Origin of the sequence: Streptomyces olivaceoviridis (assembly GCF_014650115.1) — a bacterium.
Classification (GTDB): Bacteria; Actinomycetota; Actinomycetes; order Streptomycetales; family Streptomycetaceae; genus Streptomyces; species Streptomyces olivaceoviridis.
Window position 1 is genome coordinate 77,701 of record NZ_BMUI01000007.1, and the last position, 20,168, is coordinate 97,868.

Below are 20,168 nucleotides of genomic sequence, written 5' to 3' on the forward strand. Positions count from 1 at the left end.
CCGGAGCTCAGTCGCGCGGGGCTTGCGCGGTGGAGCCGCGCACCACCAGCTCCGGCTCGAACAGCAGCTCCTCGGCGGGTACGGCGGTGCCCCCGATCTGCGCGTTCAACAGCTCCACGGCCGCGCGCCCCATGGCCTCGATGGGCTGACGGACGGTGGTCAGCGGGGGTTCGGTGCAGTTCATGAACGCCGAGTCGTCGTAGCCGACGACCGAGATCCGGCCCGGGACGTCGTACCCCTTGCGGCGCGCCGCCCGGACGGCGCCGAGCGCCAGCGGGTCCGAGGCGCAGATGATGCCGGTGACGCCCCGGTCGATCAGGCGTGCGGCGGCGGCGTGGCCGCCCTCGATGGAGAAGATCGCCCGCGCGACGAACTCGTCCGGCAGCCCGCCGGCGACCGCCCGGGCGGCGGCCAGCTTGCGCGCCGACGGCACGTGGTCGCCGGGGCCGAGCACCAGCCCGATGCGCTCGTGGCCGAGGGAGGCCAGGTGGCGCCAGGCCTGCTCGACGGCGACGGCGTCGTCGCAGGACACACCGGGGAAGCCGAGGTGTTCGATGGCCGCGTTGACCAGCACGACCGGGATGTTGCGCTCGGCGAGCAGCCGGTAGTGGTCGTGCGGCGCGTCGGCCTGGGCGTACAGGCCGCCGGCGAACACGACGCCGGAGACCTGCTGCTGGAGCAGCAGCTCGACGTAGTCCGCCTCCGACACGCCGCCCTTGGTCTGGGTGCACAGCACCGGGGTCAGCCCCAACTGGGCCAGGGCACCACCGATGACCTCGGCGAACGCCGGGAAGATGGGGTTCTGCAACTCCGGCAGGACCAGACCGACGAGCCGGGCGCGCTCACCGCGCAGCTGGGTGGGGCGCTCGTAGCCGAGGACGTCGAGAGCGGTCAGCACCGCCTGCCGGGTGGCCTCGGAGACTCCGGGCTTGCTGTTGAGGACCCGGCTGACCGTGGCCTCACTGACCCCGACCTTCTTCGCCACTTCCGCAAGTCGTCGCGTCATGAGCGCAAGAGTAGCGCAAACGATGCAAGCGGCTTGCGTCGGTGACGCGCACAAGGAGCCGGAGATCTATGCGAGGAGTCGGGGGGTGCGCGAGAGGAGTCGGGGGCGCGCGGAAGGAGCCGGGGCGGGGCGCCGGGGGCGGTGACGCGCCGAACGAGTCGGGGACCGCGCACCGAGCCGTGGGGGCGCAAGGGGGCGGGGTCCGCGCCAGGAGTCCTGGGGTACGCGCGGAGCCGCCGGCACGCCGAAGCAGCCGGAAACCGCACAGCGAGCCGCGGGGATTCGCAAGGAGCCGGGGTCCGCGCCGGGAACCGTGGGGAGCGCGCGGAGTCGGCCGTGCGCCGAAGGAGCCGGGGACCGCACAAAGAACCGGAGGCCGCGCAAGGAACCCTGGGATGCGCGCGGAGTCGGCCGTGCACCGAAGGAGCCGGGGCCGCGCCAGGAACCGTGGAGGCCGTGCGGAGTCGGCCGTGCGCCGAAGGGGCCGGGGTCCGCGCAAAGAGCTGGGGGCCGGGCCAGGAACCGCGGGGGTGCGTGCGGAGTCGGTGGTCGGTGCGAGGAACCGGTGGCGCCCGCGGGGAATCGGTGGCGCCCGCGAGGAACCGGTGGCGCCCGCGGGGAATCGGTGGTGCGCGCGGAGTCGCCGGCACAAGGAGCCGGTGGCGTGCGCGTGTGGGCGACGGTCGTACCGCTCGGCTCTCACGGGGAGCCCATGTGCCGGCCCGGCGCCGTCGGCGACCTGAACGCCGGCGGTGCCGGGTCAGTCCTCCGTGGACGGCACGACCGTCAGGTGCGAGGCGGCGTCCCGCGGGCGGCGCGGGCGGCGCACCGGCACGGCGGGCCGGCGGGGATCGCGCAGGACCATCGTCAGACGCCGGTAGCCCAGCTCCCGCAGCGGCTGCGGGATCTCCTCGACGATGCGGCACTCGGTGCGCCCGCGCCGCGGGTCCGGGTGGTGCAGGAGGCGTACGGCACCGTCGAGGCGGGTCGCGGCCTCGCCGACGGCCCGTATCCAGTGCGGCAGGCCCTGCCGGTACGCGGCTTCCATGAGCGGGTCCTGGGCGATCTCCCGGCGGACCGCCTGGAGTTCGTGGTCGTGCCCGTGGGTCTCCAGGGCGGTGCGGAGCTGGGCCAGCATCGGCAGGCACCAGCCGGGCTCGTGCTCGCCGAGGACCTCGCCGGCGTCGGGGTGGAAGAGCACGAACCGGAGGAAGTTCTCCCCCGGCATGGCCGTGGGGTGGGGGCGCACCCCGTGGAAAAGTGTCTCGAACGCGCTGTTGGCCATGACCACGTTCCAGTGGTGGTCGACGACCAGGGACGGGCAGGACTGCGACTCCAGCAGCGTTCCGTAGTCCTGGAGGTACGCCTGGATCTCGCAGGTGTCGGGGACGGGCCGCGGTGCCGGCCGCTGCCCTCCTGCCTGATATGCCATCGGGAGGTCACCCCTCTTGCCTCTGCGGCCCTTCTCGCGGCCATGCGATCCTGCTGCCCAGGCAAGAGCCATGTCAACTATCGTGGCATTTCGTGCCGGTCGACGGCTGGAATTCGCCACAGTTGTGGCGACACCTGGATGTGAGTTCGAGACACCCGCTACTCTCCGGGAAGTTCACGCCGATCGCTCGTGAGAAGCACGGACGCATCTGAAGCCCTCTAGAGACGTAGGAGTTCTGTCGGTGACGGATGGCTACGAGGATCCGGGCGCCTCGGCGACCGCCCAGCTGCCGGCCGTCGTCGCCCGCGTCACCGCGCTCGCCGACCGCCTCGGCGTCCCGCACGCCGAGGTCTTCGACGTGGGGCGGCTCTCGACCGCCTGCGGGGTGCCGGAGCCGGTGGTCAAGGCCCTGCTCAGCGGTCGGCCCGCGGGCGAGCCGGACGTCCAGGCCCGCTTCCTGCAACGCCTGGACCTGCTGCGCCGTACCCGGCTGAAGCCGGGCGGACGCCGGTACACCCAGCAGGAGATCGCCGACGGCGCGGGCATGTCACGGCAGCAGGCCGGCGCCCTCATCAACGGCGACCGGCGGCCCACCATGGAGCACTGCGACGCCCTCCAGCGTTTCTTCCGGGTGCACGCCGGCTTCCTCACCGCGGAGGACCCCGAGGCCCTGGCGGGGGCGCTGCAACGCACCGAGCAGGAGCTGTTGCAGAAGCTCGCGGACCGGGAGCGGGCCGCCGCCGAGGACCTGGAGGATCCGCTGGAGCGGCTGTTGCAGGACCACGGCGTGCGCGGAATCGCCTGGCGCGCCGCGCAGTTGCCCACCGACCAACACCGGGACAAGGTCGCTGAGTGGCTCGACATGCTCCTGGAGAGCGTCAAGCGACCCGAGTCGTGATCCGGGGGAGAACTGTGGGCATCGGCAGGGACATGCGCCGGCTGTGCAACGAACTGGTGGGCGGGCTCACGCTGTCCGTGCCCGCGCCTCCGGATGAGCTGTACCGCGCGCTGTGCGAGGCGATGAGCCACCGGCGCGGGCGTCCGGTGCACTTCCGTACGGCCGTCTTCCCGCCCGGCACGGCCAGCGGGCTGTGGCTGGACCTGACCGACCGGGACGTCGTCGTGGTGGAGGAACGCACCGCCCCCGAGCACCAGTTGGTGATCCTGGGCCACGAGCTGTGGCACATGCAGGCCGACCACTGCGGGCTCCACATGGACGGCGTCGGCACCGCGACCCGGCTGCTGAGCGACCACACCGACCGGGAAGCGCTCCAGGCGGCGGTGCAACGCGTCGCGGCCCGCAGCCGCTTCGATGTCGCCGAGGAGCGGGACGCCGAGACGTTCGGACTGCTGCTGGCCAGCAAGTGCCGCACGTGGCTGGCAGGTTCGGGGTTGCGCGGGCCGGCGCAGCGGGACGGCGTGGCCGGCCGCATCGGGGCGTCGCTGGGGTACCCGGGTCCGCAGGGCTGAACCGGACCGGGGTCGCCGGGCGGGCGGCCCTGTGGCACTCCGAGCGCGCTCGGCGCCGTACAGCGGCGAGCGGACACCGCGCCGCGTCGCGCCGGAGCGATGGGTGACGGGCGGAAGTTGAGAAACGTTTCGTCGGGCCGGGCGGCACGTCGTGCGGGGTGATCGGGGCGGTTCCGCCTCGGCTAAGCGGGCTAACCGGCGCGGAGCCGGGCGGCGTTGTCAGTGGTGGGCGGCAAGCTGGGAGTGTGCGCCGTACGACGCGGTGCACGGCGCCGCAGGGCGCGTGACCGTGACGCCTACTCGGGGAGAGCCGACCGATGCCCACCGCCGTACTGACCGACCGCGAGCGTACCGCCGTACAGGCCTACCTGCGTCTGCTGCACACGGTGCGCGCCGCCTTCGACGGGCCACCGGAGGAGGACCGGCCCGCCGTCGTCCCGCCCGTCGTGCTCGCGGAGGCGGAACAGGCACTGGCCCGGGCGGGGCTCGCGGGCAACGAGGCGGAGTTCTTCCGGCTCCTGCGCGACTGGTGCCGGCCCGGGTGAGCGTCGTGACGGCTCGGCGCCGCCGCCGTCACCCGGACGACGGGGCGACGGTGGCGGTGCGGGCCGGGTGGGACCGGCTGTCAGGGGCGTGCGGCGGGGTGCGGTATGACCACCGATGTGGCCACCACGCCGTGCCGTACGGTCCACCGGCCCTCGAAGGACTGGAGCCGGTGCCCGCCGATCACGGGGCCGGGGACGAGGAGCTCGGCGCGCAGGGCGCCGGACGGTTCGCCGTCGGCGTCCGGCCGCACGGTGATGTCGGCCTCGGAGAAGTCCAGCCACATGCGGGTGAGCGGGAACCACGCCTTGTAGACGGACTCCTTGGCGCTGAACAGCAGCCGGTCCCAGTGCACGGCGGGCCACCGCGCGGCCAGCCGGTCGAGGCGCTCGGCCTCGGCGGGCAGGAAGACGGAGGGGCCCACCCCTTCCGGCAGCGGCCCGTGCGGTTCGGCGTCGATGCCCAGGGAGGCGAGGTCGGTGGCGCGGACCAGCGCGGCGGCGCAGTAGCCGTCGCAGTGGGTCATGCTGCCGAGCAGCCCGTCCGGCCAGCGCGGGGCCCCCCGCTCACCGGTGAGCACGGGCTGCGGCGGCACGCCGAGCTTCTCCATGGCGCGCCGGGCGCAGCCCCGGACGGCCGCGAACTCACGGCGCCGCTTGGCCACCGAGCGCGCGACGAGCGCCTCCTCCGCCGGGTAGAGCGGGGAGTCCCACAGCGGGTCGTCAGCGCGCGCCTCCACGGCCACGACCGACTCCGGGAGCAGCTCCTCGATCACCTGCTTCGACCTCCATCGGCAGGACGCGGCGCAGCTTTCCCGGCGGATCCGGACGCTTGCGCCACTCGCGGGGGTATCCCACGGAGACCTCCATGAAGCGGACTCCGTCGTGCCACGTGGTGCGGGGGATGTGCAGATGGCCGTAGACCGCGGTGGCGACCCGGAACCGGCGGTGCCAGTCGGCGGTCAGCGTGGTGCCGCACCACATGGCGAACTCGGGGTGCCACAGGACCTCCGTGGGGTGCCGGTCCAGCGGCCAGTGCCCGGCCAGCACGGTCGGCAGGTCCGCGGGCAGCTCGGACAGCCTGCGCTCGGTCTCGGCGACCCGCGCCCGACACCACGCGTCACGGGTCGGGTAGGGGTCGGGGTGCAGCAGGAACTCGTCGTTGCAGACGATGCCGGTGCTCTCCGCGTAGGCCAGGCCCTCCGCCTTGGTGGCGGAGCCGGCCGGCAGGTACGAGTAGTCGTAGAGCAGGAAGAGCGGGGCCACGACGGCCGGGCCGCCCGCGCCGCGCCACACGGGGTAGGGGTCCTCGGGGGTGACGACGCCGAGCTCGCGGCACATCTCGACCAGGTGCTCGTAGCGGGCGACGCCACGCAGCGTGACCGGATCGCTCGGATGGGTCCACAGCTCGTGGTTCCCGGGTGCCCACAGCACCTTGCTGAAGCGGCTCGCGAGCGTGCCGAGGGCCCAGCGGATGTCGGCGACGGTCTCCGCGACGTCACCGGCCACGATCAGCCAGTCGTCGTCGCTCTCGGGGTGCATGCCGTCGATCAGGGCGCGGTTGTCCGGATAACCGATGTGGAGATCGCTGATGGCCAGCAGCTGTCCGGCCCCGGCCGTCGACTCCACCCCGCACACCCCTTCCGATCATCCGATGACACAACGAGAACACATGCCCCGGGCACCGGACAAGAGGTTCCCGCCGCCGCGTGTCGCGATCCGGGCCCGGCCCGCCTCGCGCGCGTCCGGGACGAGACGGCCGCGCGTCCGGTACGGGACGGCCCGCGCGTCCGTGGACCGGAGGGCCCGCGAATCCGTAACACCCGCGTTGCACGAGGGACCCCTGGAAAGCCGTATGATCGCCCCAACACCAGCGCCCTCAACCCCCCTTGTTCCGGGGCTGTTTGGTGACCCTTCCTCCCTCCTGCCCGGGCACGGGCCGCTCCGCCCTGCCCGCACACCCGAAAGGCGGCCTGCATGCTCTCTCGCGTACGCGTCTGGCTCAACCGCACGTACGCGGAGAACGTGTTCTTCATGGATCAGCTGCGGAGAAATCCCAGCGACCGCGCGGTCGAGATCCACGCCACGCACGGCGACCCGGACTCCCCCGTGCTGGCCGCCGCCGACACCGCCGAGCTGGAGCCGGAGGGCCTGTCCCCGGCCGCGTACGTCGAGTACGCCCTCGACCAGTGCGCCCGGCGCGGCATCGACGTGTTCGTGCCCCGGCTGCACCAGGCAGCGATCGTGGCGCACCGGGCCGAGTTCGCTGCGGCCGGTACGGCGCTGCTGGCACCGACGCCCGAGGCGGTCGCCGTGTTCGAGGACAAGGCGGTCGCGTACGCGGCGGTCCGCTCGGTGGGCGTCCCGGTGCCGCCGTGGCACCGGGTCCGCACGGCGGACGAACTCGTGGCCGCGGTCGAGGAGTTGGAGGCGGACGGGCACCGGCCGTGCTTCAAGCCGGCGGCCGGCGCGGGCGGGGTCGGCTTCCGGATGATCACCCGGGCCCCCTTCTCGCTCACGCACCTCACCGGCTTCCCGGGCCCGTACGTCCAGCTGGACCTGGTCGTGGAGGCGCTGCGGCGGGCCGAGGAACCCGTGGACTGGCTGGTGATGCCGCGCCTGGAGCAGCCCGAGGTGTCCGTCGACTGCCTGACCGGGCCGGACAACCGGGTCCGGCTCGCGGTGGGCCGCACCAAGAACGGCCGCCGCCGGGGCTTCACCCTGGACGAGCGGTGGCTGGCGCCGGCCCGGCTGATCGCGGAGGGCTTCGGGCTGCACCACCTGTCCAACATCCAGTTCCGGATGCTCGGCGACCGGCCGGTCCTGCTGGACGTCAACACGAGGCCCGCCGGTGGTCTGCACCAGCTGTCGCTCTGCGGGGTGAACGCGCCATGGGCCGCGGTGCGGGTGGCGCTGGGCGAGGACCCCGGAGTCATCGAGCCGCCGTTCCTGGGGCAGGACTACACGGTGGTGTCGGGGCCGCGTCCGCTGGCGCCCGCGACGCTTCCGCGGCAACGGGTGGAGTCCGAGGTCCTGCTGCCCGTGGCGCCGGCCCCCGCGTCGGCGGCTTCGGCGGGCGAGGTACTGCCGCTCTAGGTCACCGGCCGGCCGCGGGTGCGTCGTGGCTCGTCACGCGGTTGCCCGCGCCCTTCCGGAACACTGGCGCCCAACCGGTATGGACCAATTCCGCTCTTCTCCTTGACAGGGTGGATTGGTCCATACCAAATTCGTTGACGCAACGCTTCCGCACTCCCCAGCACTCCCGAACACCCCACCCCTGACAGGGAGATCGCGTGCGCGACACACTCGGGCGTTCCAGACGCCGGCTCCTCGCTCTGCTCGGCTCCGCCGCCCTCGCGGTCGGCGGGGCCATCGCCCTCCCCGGTACGGCCCACGCGGCCAACATCCTCACCAACCCCGGCTTCGAGTCCGGCGGCCTCTCCCCCTGGACCTGCACCGGCAACCTCGGTTCGGTCGTCTCCTCCCCCGTGCACGGCGGCGCCAAGGCGCTCCAGGGCGCGGTGACGTCGAGCGACAACGCGCAGTGCAGCCAGACGGTCGCCGTCCAGCCGAACACGACGTACAGCCTCAGCGGCTGGGTGCGCGGCAATTACGTGTACCTGGGCGTCGACGGCGGCGCGTCCACCTGGACGTCGTCCCCGTCGGCGTACAGCCAGCTCAGCGTCTCCTTCACCACCGGCGCCTCGCAGACCAGCGCCACCATCTATGTGCACGGCTGGTACGGCCAGGGCACCTACTACGCCGACGACATCGGCCTGGACGGCCCGGGCGGCGGGGGCGGCGGTGACACCCAGGCGCCGACCGCGCCGAGCGGGCTCACCTCCACCGGCAAGACGTCGTCGAGCGTGTCGCTGAAGTGGAACGCGGCCACGGACAACACGGGCGTGACGGCGTACGACATCTACAGCGGGGCCAACCAGCTCCTGAGTGTCTCCGGTACGTCGGCCACGGTCAGCGGGCTGTCGCCGAGCACGAGTTACACCTTCACCGTGAAGGCGCGGGACGCGGCCGGGAACACCTCGGCGGCCTCCAACTCCGTCAGCGTGACGACCGACGCGGGCACCGGCGGCGGCACCGGCTTCAAGCAGGCGGCGCCGTACCTGTACGAGGGCTGGGGCGACCCGCCGAACCCGACCACGGTGATGAACGCGACCGGGGCCAAGTGGTTCACGATGGCGTTCGTGCTGGACTCCGGCGGCTGCACCCCGGCCTGGGACGGCAGCCGGCCGCTGACCGGCGGCGTGGACCAGTCGGCGATCAACCAGATCCGGTCCGCCGGTGGTGACATCGTGCCGTCGTTCGGCGGCTGGTCGGGCAGCAAGCTCGGCGCCAACTGCTCCTCCGCGAGCGCGCTCGCCGGGGCGATCCAGAAGGTGGTCGACGCCTACGGCCTGAAGGCCATCGACTTCGACATCGAGAACACCGACGAGTTCGAGAACGAGGCCGTCCAGGCGAAGATCCTCACCGCGCTGAAGACGGTCAAGGCCAACAACCCCGGCCTGAAGACCATCGTGACCTTCGGCACGGCCACCACCGGGCCGACGTACTACGGCAACCGGCTCATCGAGCAGGCGCAGGCGCTGGGCGCGAACATCGACGTGTTCACCATCATGCCGTTCGACTTCGGCGGCGGCTCGGACATGTACGGCAACACGGTGAACGCGGCGGAGGGGCTGAAGAACAAGCTGAAGTCCACCTTCGGCTGGGACGACGCCACCGCCTACGCGCACATCGGCATCTCCGGCATGAACGGCCTGTCCGACCAGCAGGAGTCGACGACTCCCGCGATCTGGACGCAGATCCGGGACTGGGCGAACTCGCACCACATCGCGCGGCTGGCCTTCTGGTCGGTCAACCGCGACCGGCCCTGCCCGGGCGGCGGTGTCGCCGAGAACTGCTCCGGGATCAGCCAGAACAACTGGCAGTTCACCTCGATCACGGCCGGCTTCACCGGCTGACGCGCCGGTGAGGTGACACGGGGGGCCGCTCGGCGGAGCGGCCCCCCGTTCTCATGCGAGGTACGCCAGGCCGGGGTGGACCTCGGTGCAGCGCTCGACCAGTCCGCGGGCGACGGTGACCGAGTCGACCAGCGGATGCGGCGCGAAGGCCGTCACGGCACAAGCCCGGGAACCCGACTCGGCGGCGGCGAGCACCTCCCGCTCGACGGCCCTGACCGCGCAGACCAGGCCGGTGGCGTGGCCGGGCAGCGGATCGGCGGCGAACGGGTGGGCCCCGCTCGCGTCCACCAGGCACGGCACCTCGATGACCGCGTCGGCGTCCAGGGCGGAGAGGGTGGAGCGGTTGCGGACGTTGAGGATCAGGGTGGCGCGTTCGTCGCGGGCGATGGCCCGCATCAGGGCGAGGGCGACCCTCTCGTACCCGCCCGACAGGTCCTCGGCCTCGCGTTCGCCCGCGCCGGCGCTCTCCCGGTTCTCGGCGATGGGCGGCGGCTTCCCGGCCGCGTTCGGCGGCGGCCCGGACAGCGGGACCGAGCCGGGCCACCCGATGGTCGTCGACTACGTACAGGTCCTGCGGTCTTCGGGCGACGGCACCACTCCCCCGCCGACCGGCGACCGGGACGCCTACAGCCCCGTCCAGGCCGAGTCCTATGACAGTCAGTCCGGCGTCGTCACGGAGAGCACCACGGACACCGGCGGCGGCCAGGACATCGGGGCCCTCGCGAACGGCGACTGGGCGCTGTACAAGGGCGTCGACTTCGGTTCCACGGCGGCGAAGCAGTTCTACGCCCGGGTCGCGAGCGGTGCGGCCGGCGGGGTCAGCGGTCTGGTCGAGGTGCGCCTGGACAGCCGCGGCAACGCGCCCGTCGGCAGTTTCACCGTGGCGAACACGGGCGGCCGGCGGTCCTGGCGGACGGTCCCGGCCAACATCGGCGCGGTGACCGGCACGCACGACGTCTACCTCACCTTCACCAGCGGCCAGCCGGCCGACTTCGTGAACGTGAACTGGTTCGACTTCGGTCACTGACCGGGGAAGCGCGCGACGCCGGGGGCCGACGCGCACGGATACGTCGGCCTCCGCCGTCGCGCCATGGACTCGTCGCCCCCGCGGGTCCGACGGAGGTGACCGCCCTCCAGCCCGGCGATCCGGTGTTCGGGTGCGGCGCGGCCGGCGGGACTGGCGGCGCGGTCGGCGAAGTCGGCGTGCGGCCGGGGAACTCGCCCCATGACGGGGACGGCGGCCCGCGACCCGCGCTGTCGCGAGGGCAGCGGCCTCATACCGGGGGTACGGGCCGGCGGCGTTCGCCGGGGACCGCGGCCGGCGGGCGGGACGGCGGGCTCGGGTCCGGTGGCGCCGCGAGCGCTCAGCGCAGCTCCGCCCGGAAGGCCACCGGGGTCTGGCCGGTGTGCAGGTGGAAGAACTTGGTGAAGTTCGCCGCGTCGGGGAAGCCCACGGCCACCCCGACGCGACCGATCGGCAGGTCCGTGTGGGCGAGGAGGCGCTTGGCCTCCAGGACGACGCGCTTGTCGATGAAGCCCTTGGGCGTCTCGCCGGTGGCCGCGCGGACGGCGCGGACCAGGGTGCGGCGGGAGTAGCCGAGGGCGTCGGCGTAGGCGCTGACACTGTGGTTGGTGGGGAAGCCCCGCTCGACGGCGTCCCGGAAGCGGGTGAAGGTGCTGTCGGCCTGCTGCCGGGAGGTCTCGGCCGAACTGGCGGCGAGATGGGCGAGGCGCAGCAGGCACGCGGTCAGACTGTGCCGCAGGACGGCCGTGTGCAGGCTGAGCGGGAGCGTCTCGGTGTCCTCGTACTCGCGGCGCAGCTGGCCGAAAGCCGCCTGGAGTGCGGCCAGCTGCGCCGGGTCGGGGTGCAGCAGCGGCGGCAGGTCGTAGCGGTACAGACCGGCGGCCTCGACGGTGGCGCGGGGCAGGAAGCCGGGCTGCATGGTCAGGACGGTTCCGCGGTACTCGGATTCGCGGGAGAACCGGTGGACCTGTCCGGGGCGGATCCACAGCAGGTCGCCGGCCGTGGCCTCGTACTCGGCGAAGTCGATCATGTGCCGTACCGGGCCGTCGATGAAGAGCATGACGACGTGGAAGTCGATACGGTGGACGCGGTGGAGGGGGGCGTCGACGTGCCAGCGGTGGTCGGTGCCCATCGGGCCGATCTGCATGCCGACGCCGCCGACGGACAGGTCGGCCGGGAAGGGGAACGTTCTGATCACGTCACCCTCAGCTTGCTGTCTTATGCCCGTCATGCCCGGTTCGCCCTATCTCTGTCGGGTGATCACTGTCCCAGATTCACCACAGGCTGACACACCCCGACCTTTCCTCAAAAAAGTCAGACTTTTAAGTTTGAACGCGTCCGGCCAGCCATCCCGTACTAAACGAGGACTTCTTGAAGATGACTACGCAGACTTCCGACAGCTTCGAGTGGACCGACCTCGACCGGCGTGCCGTGGACACCGCCCGACTTCTGGCGGCCGACGCGGTACAGAAGGTGGGCAACGGACACCCGGGCACCGCGATGAGCCTGGCGCCTGCCGCGTACACGATCTTTCAAAAGGTGATGCGACACGACCCGGCCGACCCGGAGTGGACCGGCCGTGACCGGTTCGTCCTCTCCCCCGGCCACACCTCGCTGACCCTCTACACGCAGCTGTTCCTCGCCGGCTACGAGCTGGAGCTGGAGGACCTCAAGGGCTTCCGCACGCACGGCTCGAAGACGCCGGGCCACCCGGAGTACGGGCACACCGCGGGTGTGGAGACCACCACCGGCCCGCTCGGCCAGGGCGTCGCCAACGCCGTCGGCATGGCGATGGCCGCCCGCTACGAGCGCGGCCTGTTCGACCCGGAGGCCCCGGCCGGCGCCTCCCCCTTCGACCACACCGTCTGGGCCATCGTCTCCGACGGCGACCTGGAGGAGGGCGTCTCCGCCGAGGCCTCCTCGCTCGCCGGCCACCAGAAGCTGGGCAACCTGGTCTTCGTCTACGACGACAACCACATCTCCATCGAGGGCGACACCGCGACCGCCTTCTCCGAGGACGTGCTGAAGCGGTACGAGGCCTACGGCTGGCACACCCAGCGCGTCGCGCCCACCGCCGAGGGCGACATCGACGTCCCCGCCCTCCACGCCGCGCTGGAGGCCGCCCGGGCCGAGACCGAGCGGCCCTCGATCATCGCCATGCGCACGATCATCGCCTGGCCGGCCCCGAACGCCCGGAACACCGAGGCCTCGCACGGCTCCGCGCTGGGCGAGGAGGAGATCGCCGCCACCAAGCGCCTCCTCGGTTTCGACCCGGAGCAGACCTTCGAGGTGGCCGACGAGGTCCTGAAGCACACCCGGCGGGCCCTGGACCGGGGTGCCGAGGCGCACGCGGCCTGGGACAAGCGGATCGCCGAGTGGCGCGCCGCCAACCCCGAGCGGGCCGAGCTGTTCGACCGCGTCAGCAAGGGCGAGCTGCCCGAGGGCTGGGAGGAGAGCATCCCGGTCTTCGAGGAGGGCAAGTCGGTCGCCACCCGCGCCGCCTCCGGGAAGGTGCTCCAGGCGCTCGGCCCGGTGCTCCCCGAGCTGTGGGGCGGCTCCGCCGACCTGGCCGGCTCGAACAACACCACCATCGACAAGGCCAGCTCCTTCCTGCCGAAGGGCAACCCGCTGCCCGGGGCCGACCCGTACGGCCGTACCGTGCACTTCGGCATCCGCGAGTTCTCCATGGCCGCGGAGATGAACGGCATCGCCCTGCACGGCAACACCCGGATCTACGGCGGCACCTTCCTGGTGTTCTCCGACTACATGCGCAACGCCGTCCGGATGTCGGCGCTCATGCAGCTGCCGGTGACGTACGTGTGGACGCACGACTCCATCGGCCTCGGCGAGGACGGCCCCACCCACCAGCCGGTCGAGCACCTGGCCTCCCTGCGCGCGATCCCGGGCCTGAACGTCGTCCGCCCGGCGGACGCCAACGAGACCGCGATCGTCTGGGCCGAGATCCTGAAGAGGCACGCCACGCACCCCGCCCCGCACGGGCTCGCGCTCACCCGCCAGGGCGTGCCGGTGTACGCGCCGAACGCGGACGCGGCCAAGGGCGGCTACGTGCTGCGCGAGTCCTCGACGGAGGTCCCGGAGGTGATCATCATCGCGACGGGCTCCGAGGTGCAGCTCGCCGTGGCCGCGCGGGAGCGGCTGGAGGCCGAGGGGATCGGCACGCGGGTGGTGTCCATGCCGTCCGTGGAGTGGTTCGAGGAGCAGCCGCGCGAGTACCGCGAGCGGGTGCTGCCGCCGGCCGTGAAGGCCCGGGTCGCGGTCGAGGCCGGCATCGGCCTGACCTGGTACCGGTTCGTCGGTGACGCCGGACGCATCGTCTCGCTCGAACACTTCGGTGCCTCCGCCGACGCCAAGACCCTGTTCGCCGAGTTCGGCTTCACCCCCGAGAACGTCGCCGCGGCGGCCCGCGAGTCGCTCGCCGCCACGCGCGCCTGACACCGCGCACACCAAGCACACCGACGCATACCAAGCGCACCGACGCACAGAAGACGCACAAAAAGAGAGATGAGCACAGTGACCGAAGCAATCCCGACCCCGGGAGCCCTCAAGCGCCTCGCCGACGAGGGCGTGTCGATCTGGCTGGACGACCTGTCCCGCAAGCGGATCACCTCGGGCAGCCTCGCCGAGCTGGTGGCGAGCGGTAGCGCCGTCGGTGTCACCACCAACCCGTCCATCTTCCAGGCCGCCATCGGTTCCGGTGAGGGCTACGAGGAGCAGCTGACCGACCTCGCCGTGCGCGGGGTGACGGTCGACGAGGCCGTACGGATGATGACGACCGCGGACGTGCGGGACGCCGCCGACATCCTGCGTCCCGTGTACGAGGCCTCGGGCGGCCGTGACGGCCGGGTCTCCATCGAGGTCGACCCGCGCCTCGCGCACGAGACCGAGGCCACGGTCGCCGAGGCCAAGCAGCTCGCCTGGCTGGTGGACCGGCCCAACGTGATGATCAAGATACCGGCGACCAAGGCGGGCCTGCCGGCGATCACCGAGGTCATCGGCCTCGGCATCAGCGTCAACGTGACCCTGATCTTCTCCCTGGAGCGCTACCGCGAGGTCATGGCCGCCTACCTGGCCGGCCTGGAGAAGGCCCGCGAGCGGGGCGTCGACCTCTCCACGATCCACTCGGTGGCGTCCTTCTTCGTCTCCCGCGTGGACAGCGAGATCGACAAGCGGCTGACCGCCCTCGGCACCGACGAGGCCCTCGCCCTGAAGGGCCGCGCGGCCCTCGCCAACGCCCGCCTCGCCTACGAGGCGTACGAGGAGGCCTTCGCGTCCGACCGCTGGCTGGCGCTCGCCGGGGACAAGGCGAACAAGCAGCGCCCGCTGTGGGCGTCCACCGGTGTGAAGGACCCCGCGTACAAGGACACTCTGTACGTGGACGAGCTGGTCGCGCCGGGCACCGTCAACACCATGCCGGAGGCCACGCTGAACGCGGTCGCCGACCACGGCGAGATCACCGGTGACACGGTGACCGGCGGCTACGCGCAGGCCCGCGCCGACCTGGCCGCCGTCGAGCGGCTCGGCATCGCCTACGACGAGGTCGTCCGGCAACTGGAGAACGAGGGTGTCGCCAAGTTCGAGGTGGCCTGGCAGGACCTCCTGGACGCCGTAGCGAAGTCCCTGAAGAGCAAGGGAGTTGACGCCCGATGACCGAGAACGCCCCCGCCCAGGCGCCCGCACCCGAGGAGGTGCGCGTGCCGGTGGCCCCGGCCGCCGACTGGGTGAACCCGCTGCGGGACGCCCGGGACCGCCGGCTCCCCCGCATCGCCGGGCCGTCGGGCCTGGTCATCTTCGGGGTGACCGGTGACCTGTCCCGCAAGAAGCTGATGCCGGCCGTGTACGACCTGGCCAACCGCGGTCTGCTGCCGCCGGGCTTCTCCCTCGTCGGGTTCGCCCGCCGGGACTGGGCCGACCAGGACTTCGCGCAGGTCGTGCACGACGCCGTGAAGGAGCACGCCCGCACCCCGTTCCGCGAGGAGGTGTGGCAGCAGCTCGCCGAGGGCATGCGGTTCATCCCCGGCGACTTCGACGACGACACCGCGTTCAAACAGCTCAAGGACGCCGTCGACGAGCTGGACTCCTCCCGGGGCACCGGCGGCAACTTCGCCTTCTACCTCTCGGTGCCGCCGAAGTTCTTCCCGAAGGTCGTGCAGCAGCTGAAGAAGCACGGCCTGGCCAGCCCGCCGAAGGGCTCCTGGCGGCGCGCGGTCATCGAGAAGCCGTTCGGCCACGACCTGGACAGCGCGCGTGAGCTGAACGCGATCGTGCACGAGGTGTTCGAGCCGGACCAGGTGTTCCGCATCGACCACTACCTCGGCAAGGAGACCGTCCAGAACATCCTGGCGCTGCGCTTCGCCAACCAGATGTACGAGCCGATCTGGAACCGGTCGTACGTCGACCACGTGCAGATCACGATGGCGGAGGACATCGGCATCGGCGGCCGGGCCGGCTACTACGACGGCATCGGCGCCGCCCGGGACGTCATCCAGAACCACCTGCTCCAGCTCATGGCGCTGACCGCCATGGAGGAGCCGATCGCGTTCGACGCGGAGGCGCTGCTCACCGAGAAGCTGAAGGTGCTGAAGTCGGTGCGGCTGCCGGAGGACCTGGGCGAGCACACCGTGCGCGGTCAGTACGCGGCCGGCTGGCAGGGCGGCGAGAAGGTCGTCGGCTACCTCCAGGAGGACGGCATCGACCCCAAGTCGAAGACCGACACCTTCGCCGCGATCAAGCTGGGCATCGACAACCGCCGCTGGGCGGGCGTCCCCTTCTACCTGCGCACCGGCAAGCGGCTCGGCCGCCGGGTCACCGAGATCGCGGTGGTCTTCAAGCGGGCCCCGCACTCCCCGTTCGACTCCACCGCCACCGAGGAACTGGGGCAGAACGCGATCGTCATCCGCGTCCAGCCGGACGAGGGCATGACCGTGCGGTTCGGCTCGAAGGTGCCGGGCACGTCGATGGAGATCCGGGACGTGTCGATGGACTTCGCCTACGGCGAGTCGTTCACCGAGTCGAGCCCGGAGGCGTACGAGCGGCTCATCCTGGACGTACTGCTCGGCGACGCCAACCTGTTCCCCCGTCACCAGGAAGTGGAAGAGTCCTGGAAGATCCTCGACCCGATCGAGGAGTACTGGGCGGCGCACGGCAGGCCGGCGCAGTACGCGTCGGGCAGCTGGGGACCGAGTGAAGCCGACGAGATGCTCGCACGAGACGGACGGAGCTGGCGCAGGCCATGAAGATCGACCTGACCGACACCACGGCAAGCAAGATCAACAAGGCGTTGGTGCAGGGCCGCCGCGCCATCGGGACGCCCGCCGTGGGCATGGTCCTGACGATGGTCATCGTCACGGACGAGGAGAACGCCTACGACTCGATCAAGGCGGCCGAGGAGGCCTCGCACGAGCACCCCTCGCGCACCCTGGTCGTCATCCGGAGGCAGGCCCGCACCCTGCGCGACCGCACCCACTCGCGGCTCGACGCCGAGGTCCGGGTCGGCTCCGAGGCCGGCACCGGCGAGACGGTGGTGCTGCGCACCTACGGCGAGGTGTCCGACCACGCCGACTCGGTGGTGCTGCCGCTGCTGCTGCCGGACGCCCCGGTGGTCGTGTGGTGGCCGGTGGACGCGCCCGACGCACCGTCCAAGGACGCGCTGGGCGCGCTCGCCCAGCGGCGGATCACCGACCTGTACGCCGTCGAGCGCCCGCTGGAGGTCCTGAACACCCGGGCCCGCACCTACGCCCCCGGTGACACCGACCTCGCCTGGACCCGGCTGACCCTGTGGCGGTCCATGCTGGCCGCGGCCATGGACCAGGCCCGTGTGAAGGTGACGTCGGCGGCCGTCGAGGCCGAGGCCGACAACCCCAGCGCCGAGCTGCTCGCCCGCTGGCTCCAGGCCCGCCTGGGCGTGCCGGTGGACCGGGTGCACAGCGCCGGCCCGTTCGTGACGACGGTACGGCTCGGCACCGCGGACGGCGAGATCGTCGTCGACCGCCCCGAGGGCCCGCTGGCCACGCTGACCCTGCCGGGCCAGCCGCCGCGCACCCTCGCCCTGAAGGTCCGCCCCACCTCCGAACTCATCGCCGAGGAACTGCGCCGCCTCGACGCGGACGAGATGTACGCCATCGCCCTCCAGGGCGAGGGCACCAAGGAGAACGCCTGAGATGGCCGAGTACCCGAAGCTCACCCACCGGCCCGAGTGGACGGCCCTCGCCGACCACCGCGCCCAGGGCCAGCCGCACCTGCGCGAGCTGTTCGCGGCGGACCCCGGCCGCGCCGAGCGGTACGTCGTGCGGGTCGGCGACCTGCACATCGACTACAGCAAGCAGCTGATCACCGACGAGACCCTGGCGCTGCTCCAGGAACTCGCCACCGCCACCGGCGTGTTCGCGCTGCGGGACGCCATGTTCCGCGGCGAGAAGATCAACCTCACCGAGCGGCGGGCCGTGCTGCACACCGCGCTGCGCGCCTCCCGGGACGCGGTGGTCGAGGTCGACGGCGAGAACGTCGTGCCGAAGGTGCACGCCGTGCTCGACAAGATGGCCGGCTTCGCCGAGCGGGTCCGCTCCGGCGAGTGGACCGGCCACACCGGCCGGCGCATCAAGAACGTCGTCAACATCGGCATCGGCGGGTCCGACCTCGGCCCCGCGATGGCCTACGAGGCCCTGCGCCCGTACACCGCACGGGAGTTGACGTTCCGGTTCGTGTCGAACGTGGACGGCTCCGACCTGCACGAGGCCACCCGCGACCTGGACCCGGCCGAGACGCTGTTCATCGTGGCGTCCAAGACGTTCACCACGATCGAGACGATCACCAACGCCACCTCCGCCCGCTCCTGGCTGCTGCGGGCCTTCGAGGGCGACGAGAAGGCCGTGGCCAAGCACTTCGTGGCGCTGTCCACGAACGCGGAGAAGGTCACCGAGTTCGGCATCGACCCGGACAACATGTTCGAGTTCTGGGACTGGGTCGGCGGCCGGTACTCCTACGACTCCGCCATCGGCCTCTCCCTGATGATCGCCATCGGCCCGGACCGCTTCCGCGAGATGCTGGACGGCTTCCGGATCGTCGACGACCACTTCCGCACCGCGCCCGCCGAGGCCAACGCGCCGCTGCTGCTGGGCCTGCTGGGCATCTGGTACGACAACTTCTTCGACGCCCAGACCCACGCGGTGCTGCCGTACTCGCACTACCTGTCGAAGTTCACCGCGTACCTCCAGCAGCTGGACATGGAGTCCAACGGCAAGTCGGTGCAGCGCGACGGCAACCCGGTGGAGTGGCAGACCGGCCCGGTCGTCTGGGGCACGCCCGGCACCAACGGGCAGCACGCCTACTACCAGTTGATCCACCAGGGCACCAAGCTCATCCCGGCCGACTTCATCGGCTTCGCCCGCCCCATCGGCGAACTGAGCGAGGAACTCAAGGCCCAGCACGACCTGTTGATGGCCAACTTCTTCGCCCAGACCCAGGCGCTCGCCTTCGGCAAGACCGCCGAGGAGGTCCGCGCGGAGGGCGTGGCCGAGGAGCAGGTCGCGCACCGCACCTTCCGCGGCGACCACCCGACCACCACGATCCTCGCGGGCGAGCTGACCCCGTCGGTGCTCGGCCAGCTGATCGCCCTCTACGAGCACAAGGTGTTCGTCCAGGGCGCGGTGTGGAACATCGACTCCTTCGACCAGTGGGGCGTGGAGCTGGGCAAGGTCCTCGCCAAGCGCGTCGAACCGGCCCTCACCGAAGGCGCGGACGTGCCGGGCCTCGACCCGTCCACCACGGCCCTCGTCGCCGCCTACCGCACTCTCAAGAACGCATCGGAGAACTGATCATGCAGCTCGGTCTCATCGGTCTCGGCAAGATGGGCGGCAACATGCGCGAGCGGATCCGCCGCGCCGGCCACACCGTCATCGGCTACGACCGCAACCCTGAGGTCTCCGACGTCAAGAGCCTCGCCGAACTGGTCGAGAAGCTCGACGCGCCCCGCCACGTGTGGGTGATGGTCCCGGCCGGCACGGCCACCCAGACCGTCATCGACGAACTCGGCGACCTGCTGTCCCCCGGCGACACGGTGATCGACGGCGGCAACTCCCGCTGGACGGACGACGAGAAGCACGCCGCCGCGCTCGGCATCAAGGGCATCGGCTTCGTCGACGCCGGTGTCTCCGGCGGTGTGTGGGGCCTGGAGAACGGCTACGCGCTCATGGTCGGCGGCGACAAGGAGAACGTGGACCGGCTCCAGCCGATCTTCGAGGCGCTCAAGCCGGAGGGCCCGTACGGCTACGTCCACGCGGGCCGGGTCGGCGCCGGGCACTTCTCCAAGATGGTCCACAACGGCATCGAGTACGCCATGATGCAGGCCTACGCCGAGGGCTGGGAGCTGCTGGAGAAGGTGCACTCCGTGGAGAACGTCCGCGAGGTGTTCCGCTCCTGGCAGGAGGGCACGGTCATCCGTTCCTGGCTGCTGGACCTCGCGGTCAACGCCCTGGACGAGGACGAGCACCTTCAGAAGCTGCGCGGCTACGCGGAGGACTCCGGCGAGGGCCGCTGGACCGTCGAGGCGGCCATCGACAACGCCGTACCGCTCCCCGCGATCACGGCGTCGCTGTTCGCCCGGTTCGCCTCGCGGCAGGACGACTCCCCGCAGATGAAGATGATCGCCGCACTGCGCAACCAGTTCGGCGGCCACGCGGTCGAGAAGAAGGACTGACCT

The 20,168-nt window shown here is 71.8% G+C and carries 16 protein-coding genes and 2 pseudogenes; 12 read left to right on the top strand and 6 right to left on the bottom strand.

The genetic code is table 11. The features are described 5' to 3' along the window. Nucleotides 1–7 precede the first annotated feature (7 nt). Complete coding sequence (locus IE273_RS15620) at nucleotides 8–1,006, bottom strand: LacI family DNA-binding transcriptional regulator (RefSeq protein ID WP_189815778.1); 999 nt, start codon at nucleotides 1,004–1,006, stop codon at nucleotides 8–10. Between the two features lie 760 nt (nucleotides 1,007–1,766). Further along, nucleotides 1,767–2,438 (bottom strand): MmyB family transcriptional regulator, encoded by a 672-nt coding sequence (locus IE273_RS15625; RefSeq protein WP_189815779.1) that lies wholly within the window; start codon nucleotides 2,436–2,438, stop codon nucleotides 1,767–1,769. 241 nt (nucleotides 2,439–2,679) lie between these two features. On the opposite strand from IE273_RS15625, the gene IE273_RS15630 reads away from it, so the two are divergent. The 3 genes from IE273_RS15630 to IE273_RS15640 all read left to right on the top strand — a co-directional run bounded on the left by IE273_RS15630 (nucleotide 2,680) and on the right by IE273_RS15640 (nucleotide 4,453). Then, nucleotides 2,680–3,336 (top strand): helix-turn-helix domain-containing protein, encoded by a 657-nt coding sequence (locus IE273_RS15630; RefSeq protein ID WP_189815780.1) that lies wholly within the window; start codon nucleotides 2,680–2,682, stop codon nucleotides 3,334–3,336. Between the two features lie 14 nt (nucleotides 3,337–3,350). Continuing rightward, nucleotides 3,351–3,908 carry a toxin-antitoxin system, toxin component gene (locus IE273_RS15635; protein ID WP_189815781.1) on the top strand — a complete coding sequence of 186 codons (558 nt, stop codon included), beginning with the start codon at nucleotides 3,351–3,353 and terminating at the stop codon, nucleotides 3,906–3,908. 317 nt (nucleotides 3,909–4,225) lie between these two features. Then, nucleotides 4,226–4,453 (top strand): hypothetical protein, encoded by a 228-nt coding sequence (locus IE273_RS15640; RefSeq protein ID WP_189815782.1) that lies wholly within the window; start codon nucleotides 4,226–4,228, stop codon nucleotides 4,451–4,453. Between the two features lie 80 nt (nucleotides 4,454–4,533). Here the strand turns inward: IE273_RS15640 and IE273_RS15645 are convergent, their stop codons facing one another. Beyond that, a complete protein-coding gene (locus tag IE273_RS15645; RefSeq protein ID WP_189815783.1) occupies nucleotides 4,534–5,226 on the bottom strand; it encodes a 4'-phosphopantetheinyl transferase family protein in 693 nt (230 codons plus the stop codon). Then, nucleotides 5,174–6,079 carry a metallophosphoesterase family protein gene (locus IE273_RS15650; RefSeq protein WP_189815784.1) on the bottom strand — a complete coding sequence of 302 codons (906 nt, stop codon included), beginning with the start codon at nucleotides 6,077–6,079 and terminating at the stop codon, nucleotides 5,174–5,176. The genes IE273_RS15645 and IE273_RS15650 overlap by 53 nt, the downstream gene beginning before the upstream one ends. Nucleotides 6,080–6,427: 348 nt before the next feature. Between IE273_RS15650 and IE273_RS15655 the strand changes: the two genes are divergently transcribed. Next, nucleotides 6,428–7,546, top strand: coding sequence for an ATP-grasp domain-containing protein (locus IE273_RS15655; protein ID WP_189815785.1), 1,119 nt, complete (start codon nucleotides 6,428–6,430; stop codon nucleotides 7,544–7,546). Nucleotides 7,547–7,743: 197 nt separating this feature from the next. Then, entirely contained in the window at nucleotides 7,744–9,429 is a 1,686-nt protein-coding gene (locus IE273_RS15660; RefSeq protein ID WP_189815786.1) for a carbohydrate binding domain-containing protein, read from the top strand. 51 nt (nucleotides 9,430–9,480) lie between these two features. Here the strand turns inward: IE273_RS15660 and IE273_RS15665 are convergent. Beyond that, nucleotides 9,481–9,912 (bottom strand): annotated as a pseudogene (locus IE273_RS15665) (family 4 glycosyl hydrolase); the annotation flags it as partial. On the opposite strand from IE273_RS15665, the pseudogene IE273_RS15670 reads away from it, so the two are divergent. Then, nucleotides 9,908–10,456 (top strand): annotated as a pseudogene (locus tag IE273_RS15670) (carbohydrate-binding protein); the annotation flags it as partial. The pseudogenes IE273_RS15665 and IE273_RS15670 sit on opposite strands and share 5 nt — an antisense overlap. A 337-nt stretch (nucleotides 10,457–10,793) precedes the next feature. Here IE273_RS15670 and IE273_RS15675 read toward each other — a convergent pair. Further along, nucleotides 10,794–11,684, bottom strand: coding sequence for a helix-turn-helix domain-containing protein (locus IE273_RS15675; protein WP_189815787.1), 891 nt, complete (start codon nucleotides 11,682–11,684; stop codon nucleotides 10,794–10,796). A gap of 146 nt (nucleotides 11,685–11,830) precedes the next feature. On the opposite strand from IE273_RS15675, the gene tkt reads away from it, so the two are divergent. From tkt to gnd, 6 genes are all read left to right on the top strand, one after another. Further along, nucleotides 11,831–13,906: a transketolase gene (tkt, locus tag IE273_RS15680; RefSeq protein WP_189815788.1), complete on the top strand. Its 2,076-nt coding sequence runs from the start codon at nucleotides 11,831–11,833 to the stop codon at nucleotides 13,904–13,906. A 69-nt stretch (nucleotides 13,907–13,975) separates the two neighbouring features. Further along, the gene (gene tal / locus IE273_RS15685; protein WP_189815789.1) at nucleotides 13,976–15,121 is read left to right on the top strand and encodes a transaldolase; all 1,146 of its coding nucleotides are present in this window, start codon (nucleotides 13,976–13,978) and stop codon (nucleotides 15,119–15,121) included. After that, the gene (gene zwf / locus IE273_RS15690; RefSeq protein ID WP_189815790.1) at nucleotides 15,118–16,707 is read left to right on the top strand and encodes a glucose-6-phosphate dehydrogenase; all 1,590 of its coding nucleotides are present in this window, start codon (nucleotides 15,118–15,120) and stop codon (nucleotides 16,705–16,707) included. The genes tal and zwf overlap by 4 nt, the downstream gene beginning before the upstream one ends. After that, nucleotides 16,704–17,630, top strand: coding sequence for a glucose-6-phosphate dehydrogenase assembly protein OpcA (gene opcA / locus IE273_RS15695; RefSeq protein ID WP_189815791.1), 927 nt, complete (start codon nucleotides 16,704–16,706; stop codon nucleotides 17,628–17,630). The genes zwf and opcA overlap by 4 nt, the downstream gene beginning before the upstream one ends. 1 nt (nucleotide 17,631) lies before the next feature. After that, the gene (pgi, locus tag IE273_RS15700; RefSeq protein WP_189815792.1) at nucleotides 17,632–19,284 is read left to right on the top strand and encodes a glucose-6-phosphate isomerase; all 1,653 of its coding nucleotides are present in this window, start codon (nucleotides 17,632–17,634) and stop codon (nucleotides 19,282–19,284) included. A gap of 2 nt (nucleotides 19,285–19,286) precedes the next feature. Beyond that, nucleotides 19,287–20,165 carry a phosphogluconate dehydrogenase (NAD(+)-dependent, decarboxylating) gene (gene gnd / locus IE273_RS15705; RefSeq protein WP_189815793.1) on the top strand — a complete coding sequence of 293 codons (879 nt, stop codon included), beginning with the start codon at nucleotides 19,287–19,289 and terminating at the stop codon, nucleotides 20,163–20,165. Nucleotides 20,166–20,168: the final 3 nt, after the last annotated feature.